This is a genomic window from Conexibacter stalactiti, assembly GCF_033542075.1.
Taxonomy (GTDB): Bacteria; Actinomycetota; Thermoleophilia; order Solirubrobacterales; family Solirubrobacteraceae; genus Conexibacter; species Conexibacter stalactiti.
The window spans coordinates 18,894-41,841 of sequence record NZ_JAWSTH010000021.1; the positions used below are offsets into that span (position 1 = coordinate 18,894).

Below are 22,948 nucleotides of genomic sequence, written 5' to 3' on the forward strand. Positions count from 1 at the left end.
TCACGCCGCCGCCCCCGTCGCGGGCGCGGCGGCGGCGGGAGCGGCGGCCCGCTCGGCGCCGGCGAGCGCGCCGCCGTCGAGCACGACGTCGGTGCCGGTCACATACGAGGCGGCCGGCGAGGCGAGCCAGTCGACGGCGGCGGCGATCTCGCGCGGCGTGCCGAGCCGCTTCAGCGCCGAGCCGGTGACGATCTCGCGCACCTGCGGCTCGGCCGACAGCTCGGCGCGGCCCATCGGCGTGTCGATCAGCCCGGGGGAGACCGACAGCAGCCGCGCGCCGGCCGCGCCCCAGGTCGCGGCCTCGCGGCGGCAGAGGCGGATCACGGCCAGCTTCGACAGCGCGTAGGCGACCTGCGGATGGACGATCGCGCCGTTGGTCGCCGCCAGCAGCGCGTCGAAGAGGGCGGGGCGGTCGGGGTCGTCGAGCAGCCTCAGCACCCGCGTCGTCGGCTCCGGCACGGCGTGGCCGGCGGTCGAGGCGACGCAGATCGCGACCGAGCCGCCGACGGCGTGGGGGAGGAAGGCGCGCAGCAGCGCGTCGGTCGCGACGAGGTTGACGTCGAAGACGGTGCGGCCGTCGGCGAGCGAGGGCGAGAGGCCGGCGGCGTGGACGAGCGCGCCGAGCGGGCGGTCGTCGAGCGCGGCGGCGAGCGCCAGCGCCTCGCCGGGGTCGGCGAGGTCGCCGACGACGGTCGCCTCGATCAGGTAGCCGTCGGCGGCCAGCTTCGCGGCGATCGCGTCGAGCGGCTCGCGTTCGCGGTCGGCCAGCACGAGCGCTCCGCGGTGACCGAGCCGGCGCGCACATTCGAAGCCGATGCCGCCGGCGGCTCCGGTCACGACGTGGATGGGTTCGCTGGAGGTCATCGCGCTGCTCCTGACGATTCGAGGGGTGCATTCACCGTCGCGCGCCGCGGCGGTGAGCGCCTCCTCCGAAAGGAGCAACCGACCGCGCACGTTGGGCGGCAGCAGGTCGGTGCGTTCGGCGGTCGCCGCGCGAGCGCTCGACCCGCACAGTGGGATGACCACCTCTCTCCGCTCCAAGACCCCGACGCGAAGGAACCCCTCCCAATGGCAACCACCCTCTACCGCCTCGGTCGCGCGGCCTTCCGCCGCCGGCGGATGGTGCTCGCGATCTGGCTCGTGCTGTTCGGCCTGCTGGCCGTCGGCGCCGGCACGCTCAGCGGCGAGACGAACGACAGATTCTCGATCCCCGGCACCGAGTCGCAGCAGGCGATCGACCTGCTCTCCGAGCGGCTGCCGGCCGCCAACGGCGCGTCGGGGCGGATCGTCTTCGCCGCTCCCGCGGGGGAGAGATTGACCGACGCGGAGGGCAGAGCTGCGATCACGAGCGCGCTGGAGGCGGTCGGCAGAGCGCCCCACGTGATCGCGGCCAGCGATCCCTTCACGACCAGTCTCGTCTCCAGAGACGGCCGCGTCGCGCTCGCGCAGGTGACGTGGGACGAGATGCCGGACACGCTGGAGGACAGCTCGCGCGAGGCGGTCCAGGAGGCGGCCAGAGGCGCGACGAGCGCCGGCCTCCAGGTCGAGTTCGGCGGTGACGCGGTCGTGCCGCACGGCGGTGCCGGCGGCGTCGGCGAGATCCTCGGCTTCGCGGTCGCGGCGCTCGTGCTCGCGATCACCTTCGGTTCGCTGGTCGCGGCCGGCCTGCCGCTGCTGACGGCGGTGATCGGCGTCGGCATCGGCATGACGGGCATCACGCTGACGACCGGCTTCATCGACCTCTCCTCGACCGTCCCGACGCTCGCGCTGATGATCGGCCTCGCGGTCGGGATCGACTACGCGCTCTTCATCATCTCCCGTCATCGAACGCAGCTGTTCGAGGGGATGGATCCGGAGGAGTCGGCCGGGCGCGCCGTCGGGACCGCCGGCAGCGCCGTCGTCTTCGCCGGCGCGACCGTCGTGATCGCGCTCGCCGCGCTGATCGTCGTCGGGATCCCGTTCCTGACCGCGATGGGCCTCGCGGCCGCCGCGACCGTCGTGATCGCCGTCCTGATCGCGATCACGCTCGTGCCCGCGATGCTCGGCTTCGCCGGTAACAAGCTGATGAAGGGGAAGAACTTCGAGACCGGGCCGCGCGCCGCGAAGCCGACGATGGGCGCGCGCTGGGCCGGCCTCGTCACGCGCAACCGCGTCGTCGCGATGCTGCTGCCGATCGTCGTGCTCGGCGCGCTCGCGATCCCGGTGCTCGACATGCGCCTCGGCCTGCCGGACGACTCGACCGCCGCGCCGGAGGAGACCAACCGCAAGGCGTACGACCTGCTCAGCGACGGCTTCGGGCCCGGCTTCAACGGCCCGCTGACGATCGTCGTCGACGCCGAGGGCGGCGCGAACGTGACGAGAGCGGCTGAGGTCGTCGCGACTGAGTTCAGCGACCATCCCGACGTCGCGAGCGTCGGCAGAGCGACGGTCAACAGAGAGGGCAACACCGCGGTCATCTCGGTGACGCCGAGCAGCGGCCCCTCGACCGAGGCGACGAAGGACCTCGTCGCCGACATCCGCGATCGTGCCGACACGCTCGGCGGCGAGATCGGGGCCGAGGTGCTCGTGACGGGCGCGACCGCCTCCGCGATCGACGTCTCCGACCAGATGGGCAAAGCGCTGATCCCGTACCTCGGCGTGATCGTCCTGCTCGCCTTCCTGCTGCTGACGATCGCCTTCCGCTCGCTGCTGGTGCCGCTGACCGCCGTCGCCGGCTTCCTGCTGACGATCGGGGCGGCCTTCGGCGCCACGGTCGCGGTCTTCCAGCAGGGCTTCGCAGCCGAGCTGCTGGGGGTCTCGCAGACGGCGCCGATCATCTCGCTGCTGCCGATCCTGATCATCGGGATCCTGTTCGGGCTGGCGATGGACTACCAGGTCTTCCTCGTCTCGCGGATGCGCGAGGAGCACGTCCACGGGGCGGGGCCGACGGAGTCGGTGACCGAGGGCTTCCGCCACAGCGGCCGGGTGGTGACGGCGGCGGCGCTGATCATGGGCGCGGTCTTCTCCGGCTTCATCCTGGAGGACGACGCGATCATCAAGTCGATCGGCTTCGCGCTCGCGTTCGGCATCCTGATCGACGCCTTCGTCGTGCGAATGACGCTGATCCCCGCGCTGATGGCGCTGCTGGGCGAGCGGGCCTGGTGGCTGCCGCGCTGGCTCGACCGGATCCTGCCGCGCGTCGACGTCGAAGGCGCGGCCCTGGAGCGCCACGATCCGGTGCCGGCGGCGCGGGCGGAGGAGCGCATCCCCGTCTGATTCCGCGGGAGTGCGGGTTTGGGTCCCTCCGCGGGACCCGAACCCGCACTGCTCCCGGTTTTCGCTAGGTTCCCGCGCATGGCCGAACCGCTCTTCCACATGGTCTGCGTCCCCGCGGCGCTCGCCGACGCCGAGGCGTGGGCCTCCGAGCTGCTGCAGGACGGCGACCTCGCGCTGCTGCCCGACGCCAGCGGACTCGATGGGATCGACGCGATCGCCCACGCGCTCGGGCAGCGCACGATCGCGGTCGTGCGCACCGAGCCCGACGACGAGCGCCAGGACGAGACGGTGATCACCCACGCCGGAGCGCTGCCGCTCGTCTGGCTCGGCCCGGACTTCAGCCCGCGCGTGCGCGCCTGGGCGCGCGACCGCGGCCCGATGACGCTGCTGGTCGAGGTCGACGGCGCGCTGCCCGACGCCGAGCGCCGCCGCATCGACCGCTTCGTCGGCCTGCTCGGCCGCCAAGCGGAGTAGCCGGCCCGCGGGTCAGCGGCCGGCGCGCCGCCCCCGCGCGAGTCCGCCCAAAAGTTGGCCCCGCGGACGAAGTGACGCGTCCCGGGGCCCGGCGCCGCAGGTAGAGGCCAAACGGCGCGCCTTCATTGTCGCGCACTGCGCGGCGAGGTGCGTTGCGGCTGACGGACACCAACCGATCCGTCGGTCTGGAAAGTGCTGCATCGCTGGGTTGACGCGGTTAGAGTGGCGCGCGTGAAGACCACGGACGCGTTGTCATCGCGGGACGGTTGGCGTCCCGCCCGCCTCCTCCCGACAGTGGGGATCAGAGGCCAGGAGGAGCAGGAGCGCCGAGCGACCTCCGCCTTGCTCGCGGTCATGCGCGCGGTGCCAGAGTTCGGGCACGCGCTGCTGAAGGAGCTGGGCGCGCCGAAGTCGCTGATCCAGACGTTCGCCGAGGTGCGGTTCAGAACCGCCGACGGCAAGACGGTGATCCCGGACGGGGCGATCGTCTGCGAGCGTGGCAAGAGATCGTGGACCTGCCTGGTCGAGGTCAAGACCGGATCGGCGCAGCTGCGTGACGATCAGGTCTCCAGCTACCTCGACGTCGCGCGCGACAACGGCTTCGACGCGGTCCTCACGATCTCCAACCAGATCACGTCCAGCTCGGCGGAGTCGCCCGTGAGCGTCGACGGCCGCAAGCTGAAGAAGGTCGCCCTGTGGCACTTCTCGTGGTGGCGCGTGATCACCGATGCGATCGTGCAGAGCCGCTATCGGGGTGTCTCTGACCCTGACCAGGCGTGGATCCTCGACGAGCTGATCGCTTACCTCGATCACGAAGCTTCGGGTGCCGGCGGCTTCACCGACATGGGGGAGAACTGGGTGGCCGTCCGCAAGGCGGCGCACGACGGCACGTTGCGGCCGTCGCCCGAGGCGCGGGATGTCGCCGAGCGCTGGGAGCAGTTCACCAACTACCTCTGCCTCGGCCTCTCCCAGGATCTTGGAGAGAACGTGACCGTCCTTCGACCGCGCAGACAGACGACGAGTATGCGCTTGGACGAGATCGTCCGCATGCTCACCGGAGAAGGGCGCCTTGAAGCGACGCTTCGGGTCCCCGGCGCGATCGGGGACATCGATCTGCGCGCCGATCTCCGAACCCGCCAGACGCTGACGCGCGTCAGCTTCGCCGCTCCCGGCGAGATGCGCGCGACGCCGCGCATCAACTGGCTGCTGCGGCAGCTGAAGGAGGCGCCGGGCGATCTGCGCGTCGACGTCGCGTACCCCAACGCGCGTCAGACGACGGCGGGACTCCTGTTGGTCGTCGCGGAGGAGCCGGAGCGGCTGCTCTACGAGCCGGACATCAGACGCGAGCCGCGTTCCTTCTCGCTCACCCTCCTGCGCAAGATGGGACAGAAGCGCGGGAAGGAAGAGGGCTCCTTCGTGCGCGAGACGCGCAACCAGATCGTCGACTTCTACGGCGATCTGGTGCAGAATCTCAAGCCGTGGCAGGCGAGAGCGCCGCGTCTGCGCGAGGTCGACTTGGACGAGCCTGCCGAGGTGGCTCAGCCGGACCCACCGGCATTCAGTCAGGATGAGACGCGTGATGCCGGCGATGCGCTGGAACCTGCTGTGAGCTGAGGCGTACCGCGCCCACATCTGTGCGAGGGATCTCACATAAGGCACCTTAATCTCCTGCGAAATTGAGGTCGAACCTGTTCGATCTCAACCCGTCGCTGAGGAGACGCACATGGGTGACAAGGCCCTCAACCCATCCCGCCGCCACCGCGTCGTCATCGTCGGCGGCGGCTTCGGCGGCGTGCGCGCCGCGAAGGCGCTGAAGCGCCTGCCGGTCGACGTCACGCTGATCGACCGCAACAACCACCACCTCTTCCAGCCGCTGCTCTACCAGGTCGCGACCGGCGTCCTGTCGCCGGGTCAGATCGCGCCGGCGCTGCGGACGCTCTTCCGCGGCCAGGACAACGTCCGCGTGCTGATGGGTGAAGTGGAGCGCTTCGACCTCGAGCGAAGAGTCGTGCACGCCGTCGCGCAGCACGAGATGGAGATCGAGTACGACACGCTGATCGTCGCCGCCGGCGCCACGCACTCGTACTTCGGCAACGACGACTGGGCGCCCGACGCGCCCGGGATGAAGACGCTCGACGACGCCAACCGCGTCCGCAGCCGCATCCTCTGGGCCTTCGAGCTGGCCGAGCAGGCGCAGACGCAGGAGGAGCGCGACGCGCTGCTGACCTTCGTCGTCGTCGGCGCCGGCCCGACCGGCGTCGAGCTGGCCGGCCAGATCGCGATCCTCGCGCGCCGTGTGCTCAAGAAGGAGCACCGCGCGATCGACACGCGCGCCGCCAGAGTCGTCCTGCTCGACGCCGCGCCGAGCGTCCTGCCGCCGTTCCCCGAGAAGCTGCGCGACCACGCCGAGCACGACCTGCGCAAGCTCGGCGTCGACGTCGAGCTGGGCGCGATGGCCGTCGACATCGACGAGGACGGGATCGACGTGCGCCCGACCGAGGGCGGCGAGACGCGCCGGATCCCCGCGCGCACCGTCCTGTGGGCCGCCGGCGTGCAGGCCTCGCCGCTGGCGACGATGCTGGCCGAGGAGTCGGGCACGACGACCGACCGCGCCGGTCGCCTGCTGGTCCGTCACGACCTGACGCTGCCGGTCCACCCCGAGGTCTTCGCGATCGGCGACATGGTCTCGCGCCCCGGCGTCCCCGGCGTCGCGCAGGCCGCGATCCAGGAGGGCAAGTACGTCGCGAAGGTGATCTCGGCGCGCATCAACCAGTACCCGGAGCCGCCGACGTTCGCCTACAAGGACAAGGGCACGATGGCGACGATCGGGCGCACGCGCGCGGTCGCGAAGGTCAGAGGCGTCAAGCTGACCGGCCAGCTCGCGTACTACATCTGGGCCTTCGTCCACGTCGCGTACCTGGTCGGCTGGGGCAACCGCTTCGAGGCCGTCGCGCGCTGGATGTGGACGATCGTCGCCCGCAACCGCCGCGAGCGGCTGATCAGCCCGACCTCGCTGTTGACCGAGCAGCAGGTGGCGGAGGAGATCGAAGCCTCTCGCGAACGCTCGCGGGTCACCGTCTGACGGACGCGAGCGCGATCTCGGCGAGCGCCTCCGCCGCCGGCGACCGCGGACCGTCGTCGGGGAGTGCCAGCGAGGTCGTGAACTGCGGTGCGCCGCGGGCGATCGGGACGAACGCGACCCCCGGCGCGCGGCGCGCCAGCGACGGCGGCAGCAGCGCGACCGCCAGCGCGTGGCGCGTGAAGTCGATGATGCTCTCCGAGTCGTTCAGCTCGTAGACGATCCGCCGCTCGACGCCGGCAGCGGCGGCCGCGCGATCGGCCGCCATCCGCGTGCCCCAGCCGGGCAGCAGGTCGACGAACGGCTCATCGGCGAGCTGCGCCCACGTGACGCGCGCACACCCGGCGAACGGATGGTCCGACGCACAGGCGAGCTGCATCTCCTCGCTGTCGAGCTGGTGCAGCACGACGCCCGCGGGCGGGCGGCCGGTGAAGGCGGCGAAGGCCAGCTCCAGCCGGCCCTCGGCGACCATCCGCACGCTGTCGGCGGAGGCGCCGGTGTGGCGGACGCGCACCTCGACGGCGGGGTGGTCGCGGCGGAACCGCGCGACGATCGCCGCGACGCTGACCGCGCGCATCGCCTGCGCCTGCATCGTGCCGACCTCGACGCGCCCGCGCAGGCCGCCGCGGACCTGCTCGACGGCTTGTCGCCCGCCGTCGAGCGCGGCCAGCGCGCGGCGCGCCTCCGGCAGCAGCGCGCGGCCGGCGTCGGTCAGGTCGACGCGCTGCGTCGTGCGCGTGAAGACCGCGATCCCCAGCTCCTGCTCCAGCCCGCGCACCGAGGCCGAGACGGCGCTCTGAACCACCTGCAGCTCCGCGGCCGCGCGCGTGAAGCTGCGCTGGTCGGCGACGGCGACGAACGCACGCAGGTGGCGCAGCTCCATCGCCCCACTGTACCGCGCTTGATCGATTGAGGTGATGAATCCAGCTCGCATCTGCGTTGTGAGCGATCAAGCGCGGTGGAACCCTGAACACACCTCTTCCTGCACCACCGAGAGATCGACTCCCATGACACCGACCCTCCTCGCACCCGCTCCCGCCCGCGCCGCCCGGCCGGCTGCCCCGGCCGCACCCGCACCCGACAGCGCGCGCGCCCGCCGCCACGGCTTCGGCTTCTGGGCGGTCGCCTACGCCTTCCTCGTCGTGATGGCCTTCTGCGCCGTGCCGACGCCGCTGTATGCGATCTACCAGGCGCGCGACGGCTTCTCCTCGTTCGTCGTCACGATCGTCTTCGCCGCCTACGCCGCCGGCGTCGTCGTCAGCCTCTTCACCGTCGGTCATCTGTCCGACTGGCACGGCCGTCGCCGCGTGCTGATCCCCGCGCTGCTGCTGAGCATCGTCAGCGCCGTCGTCTTCCTGCTGTGGCACGGCCTCGCCGCGCTGCTCGTCGCGCGCGTGCTGAGCGGCCTCGCCGTCGGCGCCGTGACGGCGACCGCGACCGCCTGGATCGCGGAGCTGCACAGCGCGCGCCGGCCGGGCGCCTCGCCGAAGCGGGCGCAGCTGGTCGGCACCGCGGCCAACCTCGGCGGGATCGGCCTCGGCCCGCTCGTCGCGGGGATGCTGGCGCAGTGGGTCGGCGATCCGCTCGTCATCCCGTACGCGGTCTCTATCGCGGCGCTGCTGATCGCGCTCGTCGTCGTCGCGCTGAGTCCGGACGAGCGCGCGCTGCCGTCGCCGCGGCCGCGCTACCGGCCGCAGCGGGTCTCGGTTCCGGCCGCCGCGCGCGGACGCTACTTCGCCGCCGGCGCGGCCGCCGCGATCGCGTTCGCGACCTTCGGCCTCTTCACTTCGCTGGCGCCGAGCTTCATCGCCGGCACGCTCGGCCACACCTCGCACGCGCTGGCCGGCGCGGCCGCCTTCGTCGTCTTCGCCGGCGGCGTCGTCGCGCAGGCAGCGATCGCGGCGCGCAGCGCCCGTCAGGCGGTCGCGGCCGGGATCGCGACGCTGCTGGCCGGGCTCGTCGTGGTCGTCGCGGCCGTCTGGTTGCCGCAGCCGAGCCTCGCGCTGTTCCTCGGCGGCGGCGTCGTCGCGGGCGCGGGGGCGGGGATGCTGTTCAAGGGCGCGATCGCGACGGTCGCCGCGTTGGCCGCGCCCGAGCGCCGCGCGGAGGCGCTGGCGGGGATCTTCCTCGCCGGCTACATCGGCATCTCGCTGCCGGTGATCGGCCTCGGCGTGCTGCTGCAGGAGGTCGCCCCGCGGGTCGGCCTGCTGAGCTTCGCCGTGCTGCTGGCGCTCGTGATCGCGGCGGCCGCGCCGAAGCTGCTCGGGCGCAGTTGATTGCGCACACAACTACCTGCTAGGCTGATCAGCATGGAACTTGGACTCGCCACCTTCGCCGATCTGGGCGCCGGCATCAGCCCGCAGGAGCGCATGCGCGATCTGCTGGAGGAGGCGCGGCTGGCCGACCAGGCCGGTCTCGACCTCTTCGCGATCGGCGAGCACCACCGCCCCGACTACCTCGTCTCCTCGCCGTCGGTCGCGCTTGCCGCGGTCGCCGCGCAGACCGAGCGGATCCGCCTCTCCAGCGCCGTCACGGTGCTCAGCTCCGACGATCCCGTGCGCGTCTTCCAGCAGTTCGCCGAGGTCGACCTGATCTCCGGCGGCCGCGCCGAGATCATGGCCGGACGCGGCTCCTTCATCGAGTCGTTCCCGCTCTTCGGCTACGACCTCGACGACTACGACGAGCTGTACGACGAGAAGCTGCGGCTGCTGCTCGCGCTCACGCGCGACCCGTCGAACGTGACCTGGTCGGGCCGCCACCGCGCGCCGCTGAACGGCGTCGCGGTCTGGCCGCGCCCCGTGCAGGACCCGCTGCCGGTGTGGGTCGCCGTCGGCGGCTCGCCGGAGTCGGTCGTGCGCGCCGGCACGCTCGGGCTGCCGCTGACGATCGCGATCATCGGCGGCATGCCGGCCCGCTTCAGACCGCTCGTCGACCTCTACCGCGAGGCGTGGGCGGCCGCCGGCCACGCGCCGGGCGAGGAGCGGCTGGCGATCAACACGCACGCCTTCGTCGGCGAGACGCTGGCGCAGGCCGACTCCGCCTTCGCCCACTCCTACCTCGAGGTGATGAACCGCGTCGGGCGCGAGCGCGGCTGGCCGCCCTCCGGCCGGCGCGAGTACGAGGCGCTGCGCGGGTCGCAGGCGGCGCTCGCCGTCGGCACGCCGGAGCAGGTCGCGGAGAAGATCCTCTACGAGCACGAGCTGTTCGGGATGGATCGCTACGTCGGCCAGATGAGCCTCGGCGCCGTCGACCACAGGGACGTGCTGCGCTCGATCGAGCTGTTCGCGACCGAGGTCGCGCCGCTGGTGCGCGAGGAGCTGGCGCGCCGCGAGACGCCGGCCGCCGCCTGAGTCGCGCGGCACCCGCCACACCCACCGCGACGCCGCGCCCGACCGGCGCGGCGCGCGGTGGGCGGCGTCATGATCGCGCGATGTCCTCGGATCTGGAGCATCTGACGCTGGAGCGCTGCCTCCCGCACGTCGGCGAGCCGTTCGTCGTCCCGGCGACGACGCCCGCCGGCGAGACGGTCGCGCTCTCCTTCCGCCTCGACGCCGCGACGGCGCTCGGTGACGGCGCCCCTGCCGCCGACGGGCGCGCGCCGTTCGCGCTCCACTTCGTCGGTCCGGCCGACGCGCCGCTGGCGCAGGGGATCGTCCCGCTCGAGCACGACGCGCTCGGGCGGCTGGAGATCTTCCTCGTCCCGGTCGCGCGCGAGGGCGACACGCTGCGCTACGAGGCGGTCTTCACGTAGCGCCGGGCGGGCCGCCCGCTCGGCGCCCGCTCCCACAGCTGTCGGATCCCCTGCTCCTCGGCGGCGACGGGCGCGAAGCCGAGCCGCTGGTAGAGCCGCTGCGCGGGGTTGAAGCGCTCGACGTGGAGCGAGACCTTCGCGCCGCGCCCGTCGGCCTCCGCCAGCACGGGCGCGAGCAGGCGGGTGCCGATCCCCGCGCCGCGGAAGCGCGGCAGCAACGCGACGTCGACGATCCGCAGCTCCTGTGGCCAGCGGGCGACGATCAGCCGCCCGGCCGGCGCGCCGCCGACCTCGACGACGTCATACGAGGTGTCGCTGTAGTGGCGCTCGTAGTGAGCGCTCTGCGCCGTGAACTGCTGCTCGAGGAACGCGGCCTTCTGCTCCGGCGTGAAGGGCGTCCGCGCCAGCTCTTGCTCGCGCGTGCTGGCGTAGATGCGCAGCAGCAGCGGTCGGTCGGCCGGCGTCGCGGGCCGCAATGCGATCGCGGAGGTTCCGGAAAGCGGCGCATCGGTCACGGTCCGGCAGCGTACAGATCGTGCTCGGCGGCGGGCGCAGGCGCGCCCGGCGCCACCGCCCGCTCGCCGCGCAGCAGCGCCACCGCCAGCGCCGCGGCCGCCAGCGCCAGCCCGGCGGCGACCGCGAAGGCGAGCCGGTAACCGCCGGCGAGCGCCACGACCGCACCCTCGCCGCCGGCCCGCAGCGTCTCGCTGCGCGACGCCGCCAGCGTCGCCAGCAGCGACAGCCCGATCGCCGCGCCGATCTGCTGCGTCGTGTTCAGCAGCCCGGAGGCGAGGCCGGCGTCGGCGGGCGTCGAGCGTGCCATCGCGAGCGTCGGCAGCGCCGGCATCGCGAGGCCGGCGCCGGCGCCCATCACCAGCAGCGCCGGCAGCACGTCGCGCCAGTAGAGGCCGTCGACCGGCGCCCGCTGGATCGCCATCAACCCAGCGGCGATCAGCAGCAGGCCGCCGACGAGCACCCCCTTCGCGCCGGCGCGCGCGATCGCGCGGGTGGAGAGGCCGAGCGAGAAGAGCCCGATCGCGAGCGCGATCGGCAGCATCCCGAGGCCGACCTCGGTCGCGTCGAAGCCGAGCACGAGCTGGAGGTAGAGCGCGACGAAGAACTGCTGGCCGAACATGCCGGCGATCATCACCGTCTGCACGAGGTTGGCGGCGGCGACGTTGGGGACGGTGAAGAGGCGCAGCGGCGTCAGCGGCTGCGCGGCGCTGCGCTCGCGCGCGGCGAAGGCGGCCAGCAGCGCCAGTGCGACGGCGCCGAGGCCGAGCGTCTGCGCCGAGCCCCAGCCGGCGCCGCCGGCCTCGACGAGCGTGTAGACCCCGAGCATCAGCGCCGCGACGATCAGCAGCGCGCCGGGCACGTCGGCGCCGCCGCGCAGCCCGAGGCCGGGCTCGTCGGCGAGCACGCGGCGGGCGGCGAGCAGCGTCGCGAGGCCGATCGGGACGTTGACGAAGAAGATCCAGTGCCAGCTGAGCGCGTCGGTCAGGAGGCCGCCGAGCACCAGGCCGAGCGAGGCGCCGGCCGAGCCGACGAAGGCGTAGACGGCGATCGCGCGGGTCCGCTCGCCGGGCTCGTCGTACATCGCGACGATCATCCCGAGCACGACCGCGGAGGTCAGCGCGCCGCCTGCGCCCTGCAGGAACCGCGCGGCGATCAGCAGCTCCTGGCTGGTCGCCAGGCCGCACAGCAGCGACGCGAGCGTGAAGAGCGCGAGGCCGGCTTGAAAGACGCGCGCGCGGCCGAGCAGGTCGCCGAGCCGGCCAGCCAGCAGCAGCAGGCCGCCGAACGCGATCAGGTAGGCGTTCACGACCCACGCGAGGCCGGCGGCGGAGAAGCCGAGATCGGCCTGGATCGACGGCTGCGCGACGGAGACGATCGTCGTGTCGAGGATGATCATCAGCATCCCGGCGCAGAGGGTGAGGAGCGCGAGCTGGCGGTTGAGCATTGCCCGACCGTACCAGATCGTCTGCTACAAAACTATTTTCTCCGGAACTATCTCTGTGCCGGTGGGTATGCGTCAGGCGGGTGCGCGCGGCACCCGGCGGCGGACCGGCTGCGCGGTCGCGACCGGCTCGGCGAGACGGCCGCTGACGAGCGTGATCAGCGAGCGCATGAAGGCCTCGCGATCGTCGGCGGGGAGGACCGCGAGCACGTCCTCGTGGACGGCGTGGATGATCGCGTCCGCTTCCTTGAGCTTGCGTCTGCCGGCCTGCGTGACCGCGACGACGCGCGCGCGGCGATCGCTTCTCGACGGCACGCGCTCGGCGAGGCCGGCGGCCTCCAGCTCGTCGACCGTGACGACCATCGTCGTCTTGTCGAGCCCGACCGTTCTCAGCAGCTCGGTCTGCGTGTGCTCGCCGGTGTCGGCCGCGATCAGCACCTGGTGCGTGCGAGGGGAGAGACCCAGTCTCGCCAGCTCGGCCGTCAGCTCGGTCGTCAGCGTGTAGGCGCCGCGCGCCAGCAGCCAGCAGAGGTTCTCGTTGAAGACCTGGTCGTCGTTCATCACGTTCGAGCGTAGCCGATCATCGGCGCGTCGCCGTGACCCCGGGGAGTAGCGTGATGGTCATGAACGTGACGCTGCATGGGGCGCCGGCGCGGTTCGAGGGCGGGTTGCGCGAGGTCGGCAGAGGGGTCTTCGTCTGGCTGCAGCCCGACGGCGGCTGGGGCGAGGTCAACGCCGGGCTGGTCGTCGGCGAGGGCGCCTCGACGTTGATCGACACGTTGTGGGACCAGCCGCGCGCCCGCGAGATGCTCTCCGCGATGGCGCCGCACACCGTCGTCGCGCCGATCGAGCTGGTGATCAACACCCACTCCGACGGCGACCACTGGTGGGGCAACGCCGAGGTCCCGGACGATGCCGCGATCCTCACCTCGGCCGCGAGCCTTGAGACGATGCACGAGGAGGCGCCGCCGGCCGGGCTCGCGCGGCTGCGCAAGCTCGCCGGCACGGTCAGACACGCGCCCGGGGCGGCCGGCGCGATGGGCCGTTACGTCAGCGACATGCTCGCGCCGTTCGACTTCGACGGCGTGCGCCTGCGCCACCCCGACCGCACCTTCAAGGGCGAGCGCACCGAGCAGGTCGGCGGCCGCGAGCTGCGGCTGACCGAGGTCGGCCCCGCGCACACGGCCGGCGACCTCGTCATCCACGTCCCCGACGCCGGCGTCGTCTTCGGCGCCGACATCCTCTTCTTCGGCGTCACGCCCGCGATGTGGGCCGGGCCGCTGGCGAACTGGCTGCGCGCGCTCGACCTGCTGCTCAGCCTCGACGCCGACGTCTACGTGCCCGGCCACGGCGACGTCGGCGGCCGCGCCGAGGTCGAGGCGCTGCGCGACTACTGGCGCTGGCTCGACGCTGGCGTGCGCACCCACCACGCCGCCGGCCGCAGCGCGATGGAGACCGCGCGGACGCTGATCCGCGAGCCGCAGTTCGCGCGGTACCGCGACTGGATCTGCCCGGAGCGGATCGTGATGAGCGTGACCGCCGTTCACCGCGAGCTGTCGGGCAAGGGCCCGATCCCGTCGTCGCCGCCGGCGCGGGCGCGCCTGTTCGCGCAGATCGCGGCGATCAAGAGAGAGATCGAGCGGTGAGCGCGCCCCGGGACGCAGCGCCGCGCGGGCGGGACATGCGATGAGGCTGCGGCGCGTCGCGCTGACCGGCGGCGGGCGCTCGGTCGCCGTCTGGGACGAGCCGCACGAGCGCTGGCTGCCGCTCGTGCCGGCGGTGGCGCTCGCGCCGGAGTTCGCCGCGCTCGGCGCCGTCGCCGAGGACGTCGTCAGCTTCCTCGCGGGCGGCGAGAGCATCCGCGCCCAGGTCCGCGCCCTCGCCACGCGGCTCACCGCCACCGACCTCTCCGCGACCTTCGCGCTCGAACCGGCGCTGCTGCCGTTCGCGCCGCGCTCGCTGCGCGGCTTCGCGACCTCGCAGAGACATTGGGAGCAGTCGGCGCGCGGGCTCGTGCGCCGCTACCTGCCGCGCGCGCGGCCGGCGGTCGCCGCCTTCGAGCGCGTGACGGGGCGGACCTTCCCGCCGCTGCGGCCGGGGCGGCTCTTCTTCGAGCAGCCGTCGTTCTACTTCGGCAACCACCTCACCTGCTACCCGGACGGCGCGACGCTGCCGTGGCCGGCCTTCTGCCGCGACCTCGACTTCGAGCTGGAGCTGGGCGCGGTGCTGGCGCACCCGCTGCGCGACGCCGCGAACGAGGCGGAGGCGGAGGCCGCGATCGGCGGCTTCGTCGTGCTCGACGACCTCAGCGCCCGCGACGTCCAATGGCGCGAGCACCGCGACGGCGTGCTCGGTCCGCTCGGCAAGACGAAGACGTTCGCGACCGCCCTCGCCGCCGAGGTCGTGACCGCCGACGAGATCCTGCCGCGCGTGCGCTCGCTGACCGGCAGTGTGCGCGTCAACGGCGAGCTGTGGTCGCGCACCTCGACCGCCGAGCAGCTGCACTCCTTCGGCGCGATGGTCGCCCACGCGAGCGCCGGCGAGCAGCTCTTCGGAGGCGAGCTGCTGTCGGCCGGCACGCTGCCGGGCGGCTGCGGCCTGGAGCTGAACCGCTGGCTGTCGCCCGGCGACGCGCTGGAGCTGGAGATCGACGGCGTCGGCCTGCTGCGCAACACGATCGGCGCGCGCGGCGACTCCGGTCCGCCGCCGCCGGGCGAGTGACCTACTTCGTCGGCTGCAGGTTGCGCTCCAGCCAGTCGTAGACGCGCTCGTTGCGCAGCTGCGGCGCCATCGGCTCGCAGTGGAACTGCGCGCCCTCGGCGGCGGTGAATCTGATCAGCGCCTTTCGCTTCACCGTCAGCCGCTTGTACGCCTCCTCCGGCTGGCCGGGGAAGAACTGCTCCTGCGCGGGCGAGAGGATCGCGGTCGGCGACGTGATGCGGCGCGACTCGGCCGGCGTCAGTCTGAATTGGCTCGCCAGCTTCATGCGGTCGTAGAAGGAGCCGGAGCCGTAGATCTCCGAGCGCTTGGCGAGCTGGAATCTCATCTGCGGCGAGAACTCCTTCTGCGCCTCGGCCCAGTAGCCGTCGAACTCGGCCTTTCTGCCGGCGGCGAGCAGCTCCAGCATCGCTCTCGGCAGCGAGCTGCTCCAGCTGACGAAGCAGTCGATCGCGCCGGGGTCGGCGACGACGCCGGCGAGGCGGTGCTCGTAGGCGGCGGCGCGCTGCACGAGGTAGCCGCCGAAGCTCTGGCCGGCGAGCGCGATGCGGCGGCGGTCGACCTCGGGGCGGGCGCGCAGGAAGTCGACGACCGGCGTGATCACCTGCTCCCAGTCGGGCCGGAAGACGATGTTGCGCAGGAACAGGTTGGCGCCCTGCCCGGGGCCTTCGAAGATCAGCGCGTTCCAGCCGCGCTCCAGCGCCGCGGCCCCGCCGTAGACCCACATGTCGATGTTCTGCGCGTCGGAGCCGTTGTTGAGGATGATCGTCGGGCGGCGCGATCTGCGGCCGGCGCCGTCGGCGGTCAGCAGCCAGCCGGGCAGCGTCGTGCTGCCGTACGGGATCTTCACCTGCTTCCAGCTGGGCCCCGCCTGCGACGCCGCCAGCGCCCACGAGCGCTCCATCTCGCGGTAGAGCGCGCCCTCGTGGGCGCGCGTCGGTCTGCTCGTCGCGAGCGCGTAGAAGAGCGGCTGGTCGAGGTACATCGCCGAGCGCAGGTAGGCGCTCTTGGCGCTGGCCCGCTGCCCGCGGGCGCGCCAGCGATCGCCCAGCTCGCGCAGCCGCCGTCCCTCGCGCAGGAACTCCTCGTAGAAGGCGACGTAGCTGTCGCCGCGCTCGTGCACGCGGTCGAACGTGGTCAGCACCTCGCCGGCCTCGGCCGCCCCGTAGCCGGACGCCCCGACCATGAACAGCGCCTGGAAGTTGAGGTCGGGGTCGCTGAAGAAGGTGAAGGCGTTCGGCGTCGCGGGCGTCGGTCTCGGCGGATCGGCCGCGCCGGCGATGGCGGGCGCGACGAGCGGCGCGGCGGCAGCGGCGGCGCCGCCCGCGAGCAAACCGGTGAGGAGGCCGCGGCGGCTGACGCCGGAGGTGGGACGATCGGTCATGAGCGGGAAAATCGACCCGCCTGCCGGCGCGCTTGAGCCGTGGCGCCCGGCTGGCGCGCGTCCGTGGTTCCCCGCGTCGTTCCGTGGTCTGCACGGTTGCGCCCCCGGTGGCGGCACGTGAGAGTGGAGGCGATGGTCGACCTCTGGTGGCTTCCGCTCGGCGCCGGCGGGCGGTTCGTGCGCTTCAACGGCCGCGCCTACGAGGCGCTCGTCGCGCGGATGCAGCGGCGCCCGCCGCGCGACCTCTACCACGCCGCGCTGGAGCTGCGCGCGGACGGGCAGCGGTGGGTGATCGAGATGGCGCCGGCGTGGGATGGCGCCGGTGGCGGGTCCGGCGGACGCGGCGTCGTCGCCGAGGGACCGGTCGGCACGCGCCGCGCCGGTCGGCTGCGGCTCTTCCGCTACGAGATCCGCCGCTGGCGCGGCGGCGAGATCCCGGATCTCGCCGAGGCGGTCGGCAGCCCGCGCCGGATCAGCGGCGATGAGGACGCCGCTCGTCGCCTGCTCGCGCTCGTGCCGCAGGTCCCGACCCATGTCTGGGGTCGTGACGAGCTGGGCGCCGGCGACATGTGGAACTCCAACTCGGTCGTCGCGTGGCTGCTCGTGCGCGGCGGGCTCGACGCCGCCGCGGTGCGACCCCCGGTTGGCGGCCGCGCGCCCGGCTGGCGCGCGGGGCTCGTCGCCGCCGCGGGCGGCGCTACGCGGCCCGCACGTCGAACTCGATCAGCGTGACCGGGCCGAACGAGGTCATCAGCGCGACGTCGACGGCGTCACGGCCACGCCCGACGACGACCCGCCCGACGCGGCGGCGGTTGTTGCGCGCGTCGAAGGTGTGCCAGGCGCCGTCGAGCCAGACCTCGAACCAGGCGGCGAAGTCCATCGGCTCGGCCGGCAGTGGCACGTCGATCTCCGGGATGTAGCCGAAGACGTACCGCGCTGGGATGTTGAGCGCGCGGCAGAACGTGATCGCGAGGTGGGCGAAGTCGCGACAGACGCCCTGCCCGGCGCGGTGCGCGTCGGCGGCGGTCGTCCACGGGTTCGACGCACCGGCGACCCACTCGAGGTCGTGATGGACGAAGTCGACGATCGCCTGCACCCGCTCCCAGCCGGGTGCGAGATGACCGAACCGCTGCCATGCCTCGTGGCCCAGTTCGTCGGGCAGGCAGAAGCGGCTCGGCATCAGGAAGGCGATCTGCTCGTCCGGGAGCGTCATGATCGGCGTCTCCGGCGTGCGGGGGAGGATCCGGTCCTGCGGCGACTCCAGCGCGACGTCGGCCTCGTAGACGATCCGCGAGGCGCCGGCGGGGATCGTGAAGCGCTCGCAGCGGTTGCCGTAGAGGTCGACGTAGCCGTGGTGGTCGGCGTCCGTCTGCCAGCGTTCGGCGCGCACTTCGGTGCCGGTCTGGAGCAACGGCGCGACCTGCAGCACGGCGGAGACCGCCTGCGGCGTCTCGATGCCGAAGGTGCAGCCGACGGTGAGGGCCAGCGGCGGCGGCCTGGTGACGTCGTGAGGAACGCCCGCCAGGCTACCGCGCGCCGTCGCGCCACGCGAGCGATCTCTCAGCGCACCACGCGATAGCGGACGTGGGTGGTGGCGGGGGAGTGGATCGTCTCGATCACTTCCAGTCTCGGGTCGGCGACGTCCTCGAACAGCCGCGTGCCGCCGCCGAGGAAGATCGGGGTGGTGTGGAGGAACAGCTCGTCGAGCTGGCCGGCGCGCAGCGCCTGCTGGACCGCCGAGGCGCCGCCGCAGACGTGGACGTCGCGGTCGCCGGCCGCCGCGCGCGCCTGCGCGAGCGCCGCGTCGAAGCCCTCGGTGACGAAGTGGAAGGTCGTCCCGCCCTGCATCGGCAGCGACTCGCGCGGGTGGTGCGTGAGGACGAAGACGGGCACGTGGTAGGGCGGGTCCTCGCCCCACCAGCCGTGCCACGACTCGTCCAGCGGGCCCTCGCCGCCGTCGAACATCTTGCGGCCCATCACGTAGGCGCCGACGCCGGCGCTGATCTCCGCGCGCAGCCGCTGGTCCTCGGCGCGCCCCTCTCTCGCGGCCTCGAACATCCAGGTGTGCAGATCCTCGCCGCGGATGCCGAGCGGGTCCTCGAGGCTCGGGTCCGGCCCGGCGACGTAGCCGTCGAGCGACATCGATATCTGGCTGGTGACTTTGCTCATGTCAGCTTCGACGGCGGCGCCTTCGGGAAATCATCGGCCGCCGATGATTCTCGTGCGCGCGCCCCGTCCAAGCTTCCGAGACCACGATTCGAGGAGGACCCGCGATGCAGCAGCTCGACCCGACCCCGGAGTTCGACGGCCGCTTCAGCGACCCCGCGGCCGGCCCGACGCCGTGGGCCGAGACCGCCCGCGCGCTCGAGCAGGCCGAGCTGTACTGGCTCTCGACGGTGCGCGCTGACGGCCGCCCGCACGTGACGCCGCTGATCGGCGTCGTCGCCGACGGCGCGCCGCACTTCTGCACGGGGCTCGAGGAGCAGAAGGCGCGCAACCTGGAGCGGCAGGCGCAGGTCGCGCTGACGACCGGCGCGAACAGCTGGGCCGCCGGCCTCGACGTCGTCGTGGAGGGGCGAGCGGTGCGCGTGGAGGACACGACGACGCTCCAGCGCCTCGCCGCCATGTACCTGGAGAAGTACGGCGACGACTGGCGCTTTGGCGTCGGCGACGGCGGCTTCGAGACCGACGGCCACTTCGCCGCCGTCTTCCGGATCGAGCCGGCGAAGGTGCTCGCCTTCGCCAAGCAGCCGCACGGGCAGACGAGATACCGGCTGGGGTGAGTCCGGGGCGCCGCGGCGTGCTGCGCCGCGCGCCGTGTCGCGCCGGAGGCAGCCGCTCAGCGGCGCTGCGTCAGTCTCGCTCTCGTCGTTCTCGCCTCGGGTCCGCTGCGTACGGTGATCTGCGGCGTGCGGGTGATTCTTCTCGCTCTTCTGAGCGCGCTCGCGAGCGCTCGTCTCAGCGCCGCCGGCGCCGCGAGCGAGACGGTGACCGAGCCGCCCGCCGGGACGGTGCGCGTCACGGTTCTGTAGAGGTGCGCGCCTCTGCCGCCGAACCGCTCGCGCGCGCTCAGCTCGACCCGCTGCGCGATTCTCGCGGGGTTGCTCAGCACGACCGCCAGGCCGCCGCGGGTTGGGGTGACGCGACCGGGGGCGACGGCGGCGGCCACGATCACTCTCTCCGGCCCCGGCTCCGCGACCGGCGGCCCGGGCACCGGCGGGCCGGGGACGGGCACCGTCACGGTCTCGCCGGGGATCGTCACCGGCGGCGCGAGGTCGGGCTGCCACACGCGCGGAGCACGCGCGGGCGGCGCCGGCAGCGCGCTCGTCTCGCAGGTGCCGATGTCCATCGCGTAGTCGGGCAGGCAGGCGTCGATGCCTTCGCCACCGGAGAGCCAGTCGTTGCCGAGACCGCCGTCGAGCCCGTCGTCACCAGGGCCACCGTGCAGTATGTCGTCGCCGTCACCGCCGAGCAGCAGGTCACCGCCCGCGCCGCCGTCGATCGTGTCGGCGTCGGCGCCGCCATCGATCGTGTCGTCGCCGTCGCCGCCGGTCGCGGTGTCGACACCAGCGCCGAGGTCGGCGACCAGCACGAGCGCGTCGCCAATGCCGGCCCCGCTCACGGTGAGCACGTCACCGCCGCCGCGACTCTCCAGCACGACGCGCTCGATGCTGCCGAGATCCTGCGTGACGTTGCCGACGTTGCGGAACAGCAGCGCGCGCGACCCGTTCTTCGACAGCGTCAACTGCTCGCTCGCGTCGTTGGCGTCGAAGTCGAGCTCGTCGAGCCCGGTGCCGCCGTCGAGCAGGTCGCTGCCCTCGCCAGGTCTCCAGGTGAAGAGGTCAGTGCCCGGTCCGCCGTCGACACGGTCGCTGTTCTGCTTGGGCTCGATCACGTCGTCACCCGGCCCGCCGGAGATCTCGTCGGCGGCCGTGCCGCCGCTCAGCAGGTCGTTCCCCGCGCCGCCGTCGATCGTGACCGGCTCGCCGCCGGCACCGCCGAGGCTGATCGCGATGCGGTCGCGCCCGTCGCCGCCGCGCGCCTCGATCCGCAGCACCGTCGAGCGCAGGAAGTCCTGCTCGATCGTGCCGTCGGCGCCGAGGTCGACCTGCACACGGGTCAGGTCGCCCGCCGGCCGGATCGCGACGACGTCGTCGGCAGCGTCGCCGGTCAGCGCGAGGGTGCCGCCGGAGAGGGCCACGTTCACGGCGGCGGAAGCGGGCGCGGCGCCCAGCAGAACGACCAGCGCCGGCAGGGTGAGGAGAGGCGGGAGCGAACGCACCGCGCGAGCGTAGACCAACGCACCACGGAATGGAACGGCTGCGCGCCAGTCCCGCGGTGGTGGGCCCGCGCCTACGCCCCCGCGCCGCTCGGCCGGCCCAGCTCGCGCGTGAGCTGGGCGGCCAGCTCGTAGGCGCCGGTCAGCATGTTGCGCAGGAGCGCGGCATGGAGCGCGGGGTTGCCGTCGGCGAGCGCGTGGAAGTCGTCGGCGGCGAGCAGGAGCAGGTCGCCGTCGGTGTCGGCGCGGGTGTCGGCGGTGCGGGCGCCCTCGCCGAGCACGGCCATCTCGCCGACCGTCCAGCCGGGGGTCACGGTCGACAGGCGCCGCCGGCCGCCGTCCGGCAGCGGCACTGACGTGCTCAGCTCGCCGCGCATCAGCAGGAAGACCTCGGTGGCCTGCTCGCCGACGCCGGCGATCAGCTCCCCGGCCGCGAACGGCCGCGGTTGCAGCAGCGCCGCCAGCTGAGCGAGCTGCTCGCCGGAGAGCTCGCGCATCAGGCGGTGCTCGTCGAGCGAGCAGGCGGCACGGCCCAGTCCGCCGCCGCCGTGCCGCGCCAGCAGCCGATCCTCGATCCACTCGCTCGCCGAGTCGCGGTCGGGGAAGACGAGCGGCTCTGAAGCATCAGCCACCCCCAGCGCATCCCGCCCCGCCCGCTCGACGAAGGCCAGCTCGCGGCCCTGCTCGCGCAGGCGCGCTGCCGTCGCGTGCAGCAAGCGCACCGACGGCGGGTCGACGTACTCGGCGTCGCGCAGGTCGATCGCCGCGACGTCGACCGGCTCGGAGGAGACCGCGCGGATGATCCGCTCGGCGCTGGCGACGAGCACGTCACCCTGCAGCTCGAAGACGATCCCGCGCCGTCCGACGCGCTCCAGCAGCTCGCGCTCCGCCGCCGGCCGGCGGCGCCGCGACGGCTCGCGGTCGACCGGGTGCCGCGCTGCGATCGCGACGTGGGCGGGGCGCGAGGCGCGCAGGAAGTGGAGATCGAGGTCGCGCGACAGCTCGCCGCAGGCGAACACGCCGCGCACGCTGTTGCCCCACGCGTCGAGCCGCGGGGAGAAGACCGCCAGGCCGAGCTGGCCGGGCAGCAGCGCGAGGATCCCGCCGCCGACGCCGCTCTTGGCGGGCAGCCCGACGCGCACCATCCAGTTGCCGGCGGCGTCGTACATGCCGCACGTCGTCATCACGCTCAGCACCTGCTGCACGTGCTCGCGCGCGAGCGCCCGCTCGCCCGTCAGCGGGTGCACGCCGCCGTTGGCGAGCGTCGCCGCCATCAGGCTCAGGTCGCGGCAGTCGACGCCGACCGCGCACTGGCGGAAGTAGACCTCCAGCGTCGCGTCGGGGTCGCCGTCGAGGATCCCGCGCGAGCGCAGCATCCAGCCGATCGCGCGGTTGCGATGGCCGGTCGCCGACTCCGACGCCGCCACGTCCTCGTCGACCGCCAGCGGACGCCCGGCGAAGCGCGACAGCCCCGCGACGATCCGGCCGAGGCGCTCCTCACCGGAGACGCCCGCGCCGGCCCCGCCGCTCACCAGCGACGTCGACGTGATCGCCCCCGCGTTGATCATCGGGTTGAGCGGCCGCCCGCTCGCCGGGTCGAGGCTGATCGAGTTGAAGGCGTCGCCGGAGGGCTCGACGTCGATCCTCGCCTCGACCGCCGCCACGCCCGCGTCCTCCAGCGCCATCGCGTACGCGAACGGCTTCGAGATCGACTGGATCGTGAACGGCACGTGCGTGTCGCCGGCCTCGTAGACGTGGCCGTCGATCGTCGCCAGGCAGATCCCCGTCAGCTCCGGATCGACCCGCGCCAGCTCCGGGATGTAGTCGGCGACGGCGCCGCCGTCCTGCGCGCGGCAGCGCTCCAGCAGGCCGTGGAGGTAGTCGTCGATCGGCGAGCGCATCAGCGCCACGCTACCGAAGTCGCCGCAAATCCCCCCGAAAGGGTGGAGAACTGCCCATTCATGTCGAAGAACCCGTGCAGTCGGGCGATCGATTCACCGTGCGATAGCAACATCGGGCTCCTGCCGCGTAGGGTGGGGGCGAGACTGCGG

21 protein-coding genes are annotated in these 22,948 nt (G+C 73.2%); 11 read left to right on the top strand and 10 right to left on the bottom strand.

Annotated elements, in window-relative coordinates; genetic code table 11:
- The gene (locus R7226_RS10285) at positions 1-864 is read right to left on the bottom strand and encodes an SDR family oxidoreductase (RefSeq protein ID WP_318597027.1); all 864 of its coding nucleotides are present in this window, start codon (positions 862-864) and stop codon (positions 1-3) included.
- Between the two features lie 204 nt (positions 865-1,068).
- Here R7226_RS10285 and R7226_RS10290 point away from each other — a divergent pair, with 204 nt between their 5' ends.
- From R7226_RS10290 to R7226_RS10305, 4 genes are all read left to right on the top strand, one after another.
- Positions 1,069-3,255, top strand: a complete 2,187-nt coding sequence (locus R7226_RS10290) for an MMPL family transporter (protein ID WP_318597028.1) — start codon at positions 1,069-1,071, stop codon at positions 3,253-3,255.
- A 78-nt stretch (positions 3,256-3,333) separates the two neighbouring features.
- Positions 3,334-3,729 (top strand): hypothetical protein, encoded by a 396-nt coding sequence (locus R7226_RS10295; protein ID WP_318597030.1) that lies wholly within the window; start codon positions 3,334-3,336, stop codon positions 3,727-3,729.
- A gap of 231 nt (positions 3,730-3,960) precedes the next feature.
- A complete protein-coding gene (locus tag R7226_RS10300; protein WP_318597031.1) occupies positions 3,961-5,343 on the top strand; it encodes a hypothetical protein in 1,383 nt (460 codons plus the stop codon).
- A gap of 109 nt (positions 5,344-5,452) precedes the next feature.
- Entirely contained in the window at positions 5,453-6,811 is a 1,359-nt protein-coding gene (locus tag R7226_RS10305) for an NAD(P)/FAD-dependent oxidoreductase (protein WP_318597032.1), read from the top strand.
- On the opposite strand, the gene R7226_RS10310 is transcribed toward R7226_RS10305, so the two are convergent.
- Complete coding sequence (locus tag R7226_RS10310) at positions 6,801-7,691, bottom strand: LysR family transcriptional regulator (protein ID WP_318597033.1); 891 nt, start codon at positions 7,689-7,691, stop codon at positions 6,801-6,803. The two genes, R7226_RS10305 and R7226_RS10310, sit on opposite strands and share 11 nt — an antisense overlap.
- Positions 7,692-7,815: 124 nt before the next feature.
- Here R7226_RS10310 and R7226_RS10315 point away from each other — a divergent pair, with 124 nt between their 5' ends.
- From R7226_RS10315 to R7226_RS10325, 3 genes are all read left to right on the top strand, one after another.
- Positions 7,816-9,084: an MFS transporter gene (locus R7226_RS10315; protein WP_318597034.1), complete on the top strand. Its 1,269-nt coding sequence runs from the start codon at positions 7,816-7,818 to the stop codon at positions 9,082-9,084.
- 33 nt (positions 9,085-9,117) lie between these two features.
- Positions 9,118-10,158 (top strand): Atu2307/SP_0267 family LLM class monooxygenase, encoded by a 1,041-nt coding sequence (locus tag R7226_RS10320; protein ID WP_318597035.1) that lies wholly within the window; start codon positions 9,118-9,120, stop codon positions 10,156-10,158.
- A gap of 80 nt (positions 10,159-10,238) precedes the next feature.
- Entirely contained in the window at positions 10,239-10,559 is a 321-nt protein-coding gene (locus R7226_RS10325; RefSeq protein WP_318597036.1) for a DUF6916 family protein, read from the top strand.
- Here the strand turns inward: R7226_RS10325 and R7226_RS10330 are convergent.
- From R7226_RS10330 to R7226_RS10340, 3 genes are all read right to left on the bottom strand, one after another.
- Entirely contained in the window at positions 10,538-11,074 is a 537-nt protein-coding gene (locus R7226_RS10330; protein WP_318597038.1) for a GNAT family N-acetyltransferase, read from the bottom strand. The genes R7226_RS10325 and R7226_RS10330 overlap by 22 nt on opposite strands.
- Positions 11,071-12,519 (bottom strand): DHA2 family efflux MFS transporter permease subunit, encoded by a 1,449-nt coding sequence (locus R7226_RS10335; RefSeq protein ID WP_318597039.1) that lies wholly within the window; start codon positions 12,517-12,519, stop codon positions 11,071-11,073. Before R7226_RS10335 ends, R7226_RS10330 begins: the two co-directional genes overlap by 4 nt.
- A 72-nt stretch (positions 12,520-12,591) precedes the next feature.
- A complete protein-coding gene (locus R7226_RS10340; RefSeq protein WP_318597040.1) occupies positions 12,592-13,077 on the bottom strand; it encodes a MarR family winged helix-turn-helix transcriptional regulator in 486 nt (161 codons plus the stop codon).
- A 62-nt stretch (positions 13,078-13,139) separates the two neighbouring features.
- Between R7226_RS10340 and R7226_RS10345 the strand changes: the two genes are divergently transcribed.
- Positions 13,140-14,162 carry an MBL fold metallo-hydrolase gene (locus R7226_RS10345; RefSeq protein WP_318597041.1) on the top strand — a complete coding sequence of 341 codons (1,023 nt, stop codon included), beginning with the start codon at positions 13,140-13,142 and terminating at the stop codon, positions 14,160-14,162.
- 40 nt (positions 14,163-14,202) lie between these two features.
- On the top strand, positions 14,203-15,237 hold the full coding sequence (locus R7226_RS10350) for a fumarylacetoacetate hydrolase family protein (protein WP_318597042.1): 1,035 nt from the start codon (positions 14,203-14,205) through the stop codon (positions 15,235-15,237).
- Position 15,238: 1 nt separating this feature from the next.
- Here the strand turns inward: R7226_RS10350 and R7226_RS10355 are convergent, their stop codons facing one another.
- Positions 15,239-16,618: an alpha/beta hydrolase family protein gene (locus R7226_RS10355; protein ID WP_318597043.1), complete on the bottom strand. Its 1,380-nt coding sequence runs from the start codon at positions 16,616-16,618 to the stop codon at positions 15,239-15,241.
- 132 nt (positions 16,619-16,750) lie between these two features.
- Here R7226_RS10355 and R7226_RS10360 point away from each other — a divergent pair, with 132 nt between their 5' ends.
- Positions 16,751-17,350 carry a hypothetical protein gene (locus tag R7226_RS10360; protein ID WP_318597044.1) on the top strand — a complete coding sequence of 200 codons (600 nt, stop codon included), beginning with the start codon at positions 16,751-16,753 and terminating at the stop codon, positions 17,348-17,350.
- On the opposite strand, the gene R7226_RS10365 is transcribed toward R7226_RS10360, so the two are convergent.
- Both R7226_RS10365 and R7226_RS10370 read right to left on the bottom strand, forming a co-directional pair.
- A complete protein-coding gene (locus tag R7226_RS10365) occupies positions 17,316-18,047 on the bottom strand; it encodes a transglutaminase-like domain-containing protein (RefSeq protein ID WP_318597045.1) in 732 nt (243 codons plus the stop codon). The two genes, R7226_RS10360 and R7226_RS10365, sit on opposite strands and share 35 nt — an antisense overlap.
- Positions 18,048-18,178: 131 nt before the next feature.
- Positions 18,179-18,787 (bottom strand): dihydrofolate reductase family protein, encoded by a 609-nt coding sequence (locus R7226_RS10370; RefSeq protein ID WP_318597046.1) that lies wholly within the window; start codon positions 18,785-18,787, stop codon positions 18,179-18,181.
- A gap of 104 nt (positions 18,788-18,891) precedes the next feature.
- On the opposite strand from R7226_RS10370, the gene R7226_RS10375 reads away from it, so the two are divergent.
- The gene (locus R7226_RS10375) at positions 18,892-19,401 is read left to right on the top strand and encodes a pyridoxamine 5'-phosphate oxidase family protein (RefSeq protein ID WP_318597047.1); all 510 of its coding nucleotides are present in this window, start codon (positions 18,892-18,894) and stop codon (positions 19,399-19,401) included.
- A gap of 56 nt (positions 19,402-19,457) precedes the next feature.
- Here the strand turns inward: R7226_RS10375 and R7226_RS10380 are convergent, their stop codons facing one another.
- Positions 19,458-20,900, bottom strand: a complete 1,443-nt coding sequence (locus tag R7226_RS10380; protein ID WP_318597048.1) for a calcium-binding protein — start codon at positions 20,898-20,900, stop codon at positions 19,458-19,460.
- A gap of 71 nt (positions 20,901-20,971) precedes the next feature.
- The gene (gene glsA / locus R7226_RS10385) at positions 20,972-22,798 is read right to left on the bottom strand and encodes a glutaminase A (RefSeq protein ID WP_318597049.1); all 1,827 of its coding nucleotides are present in this window, start codon (positions 22,796-22,798) and stop codon (positions 20,972-20,974) included.
- Positions 22,799-22,948: the final 150 nt, after the last annotated feature.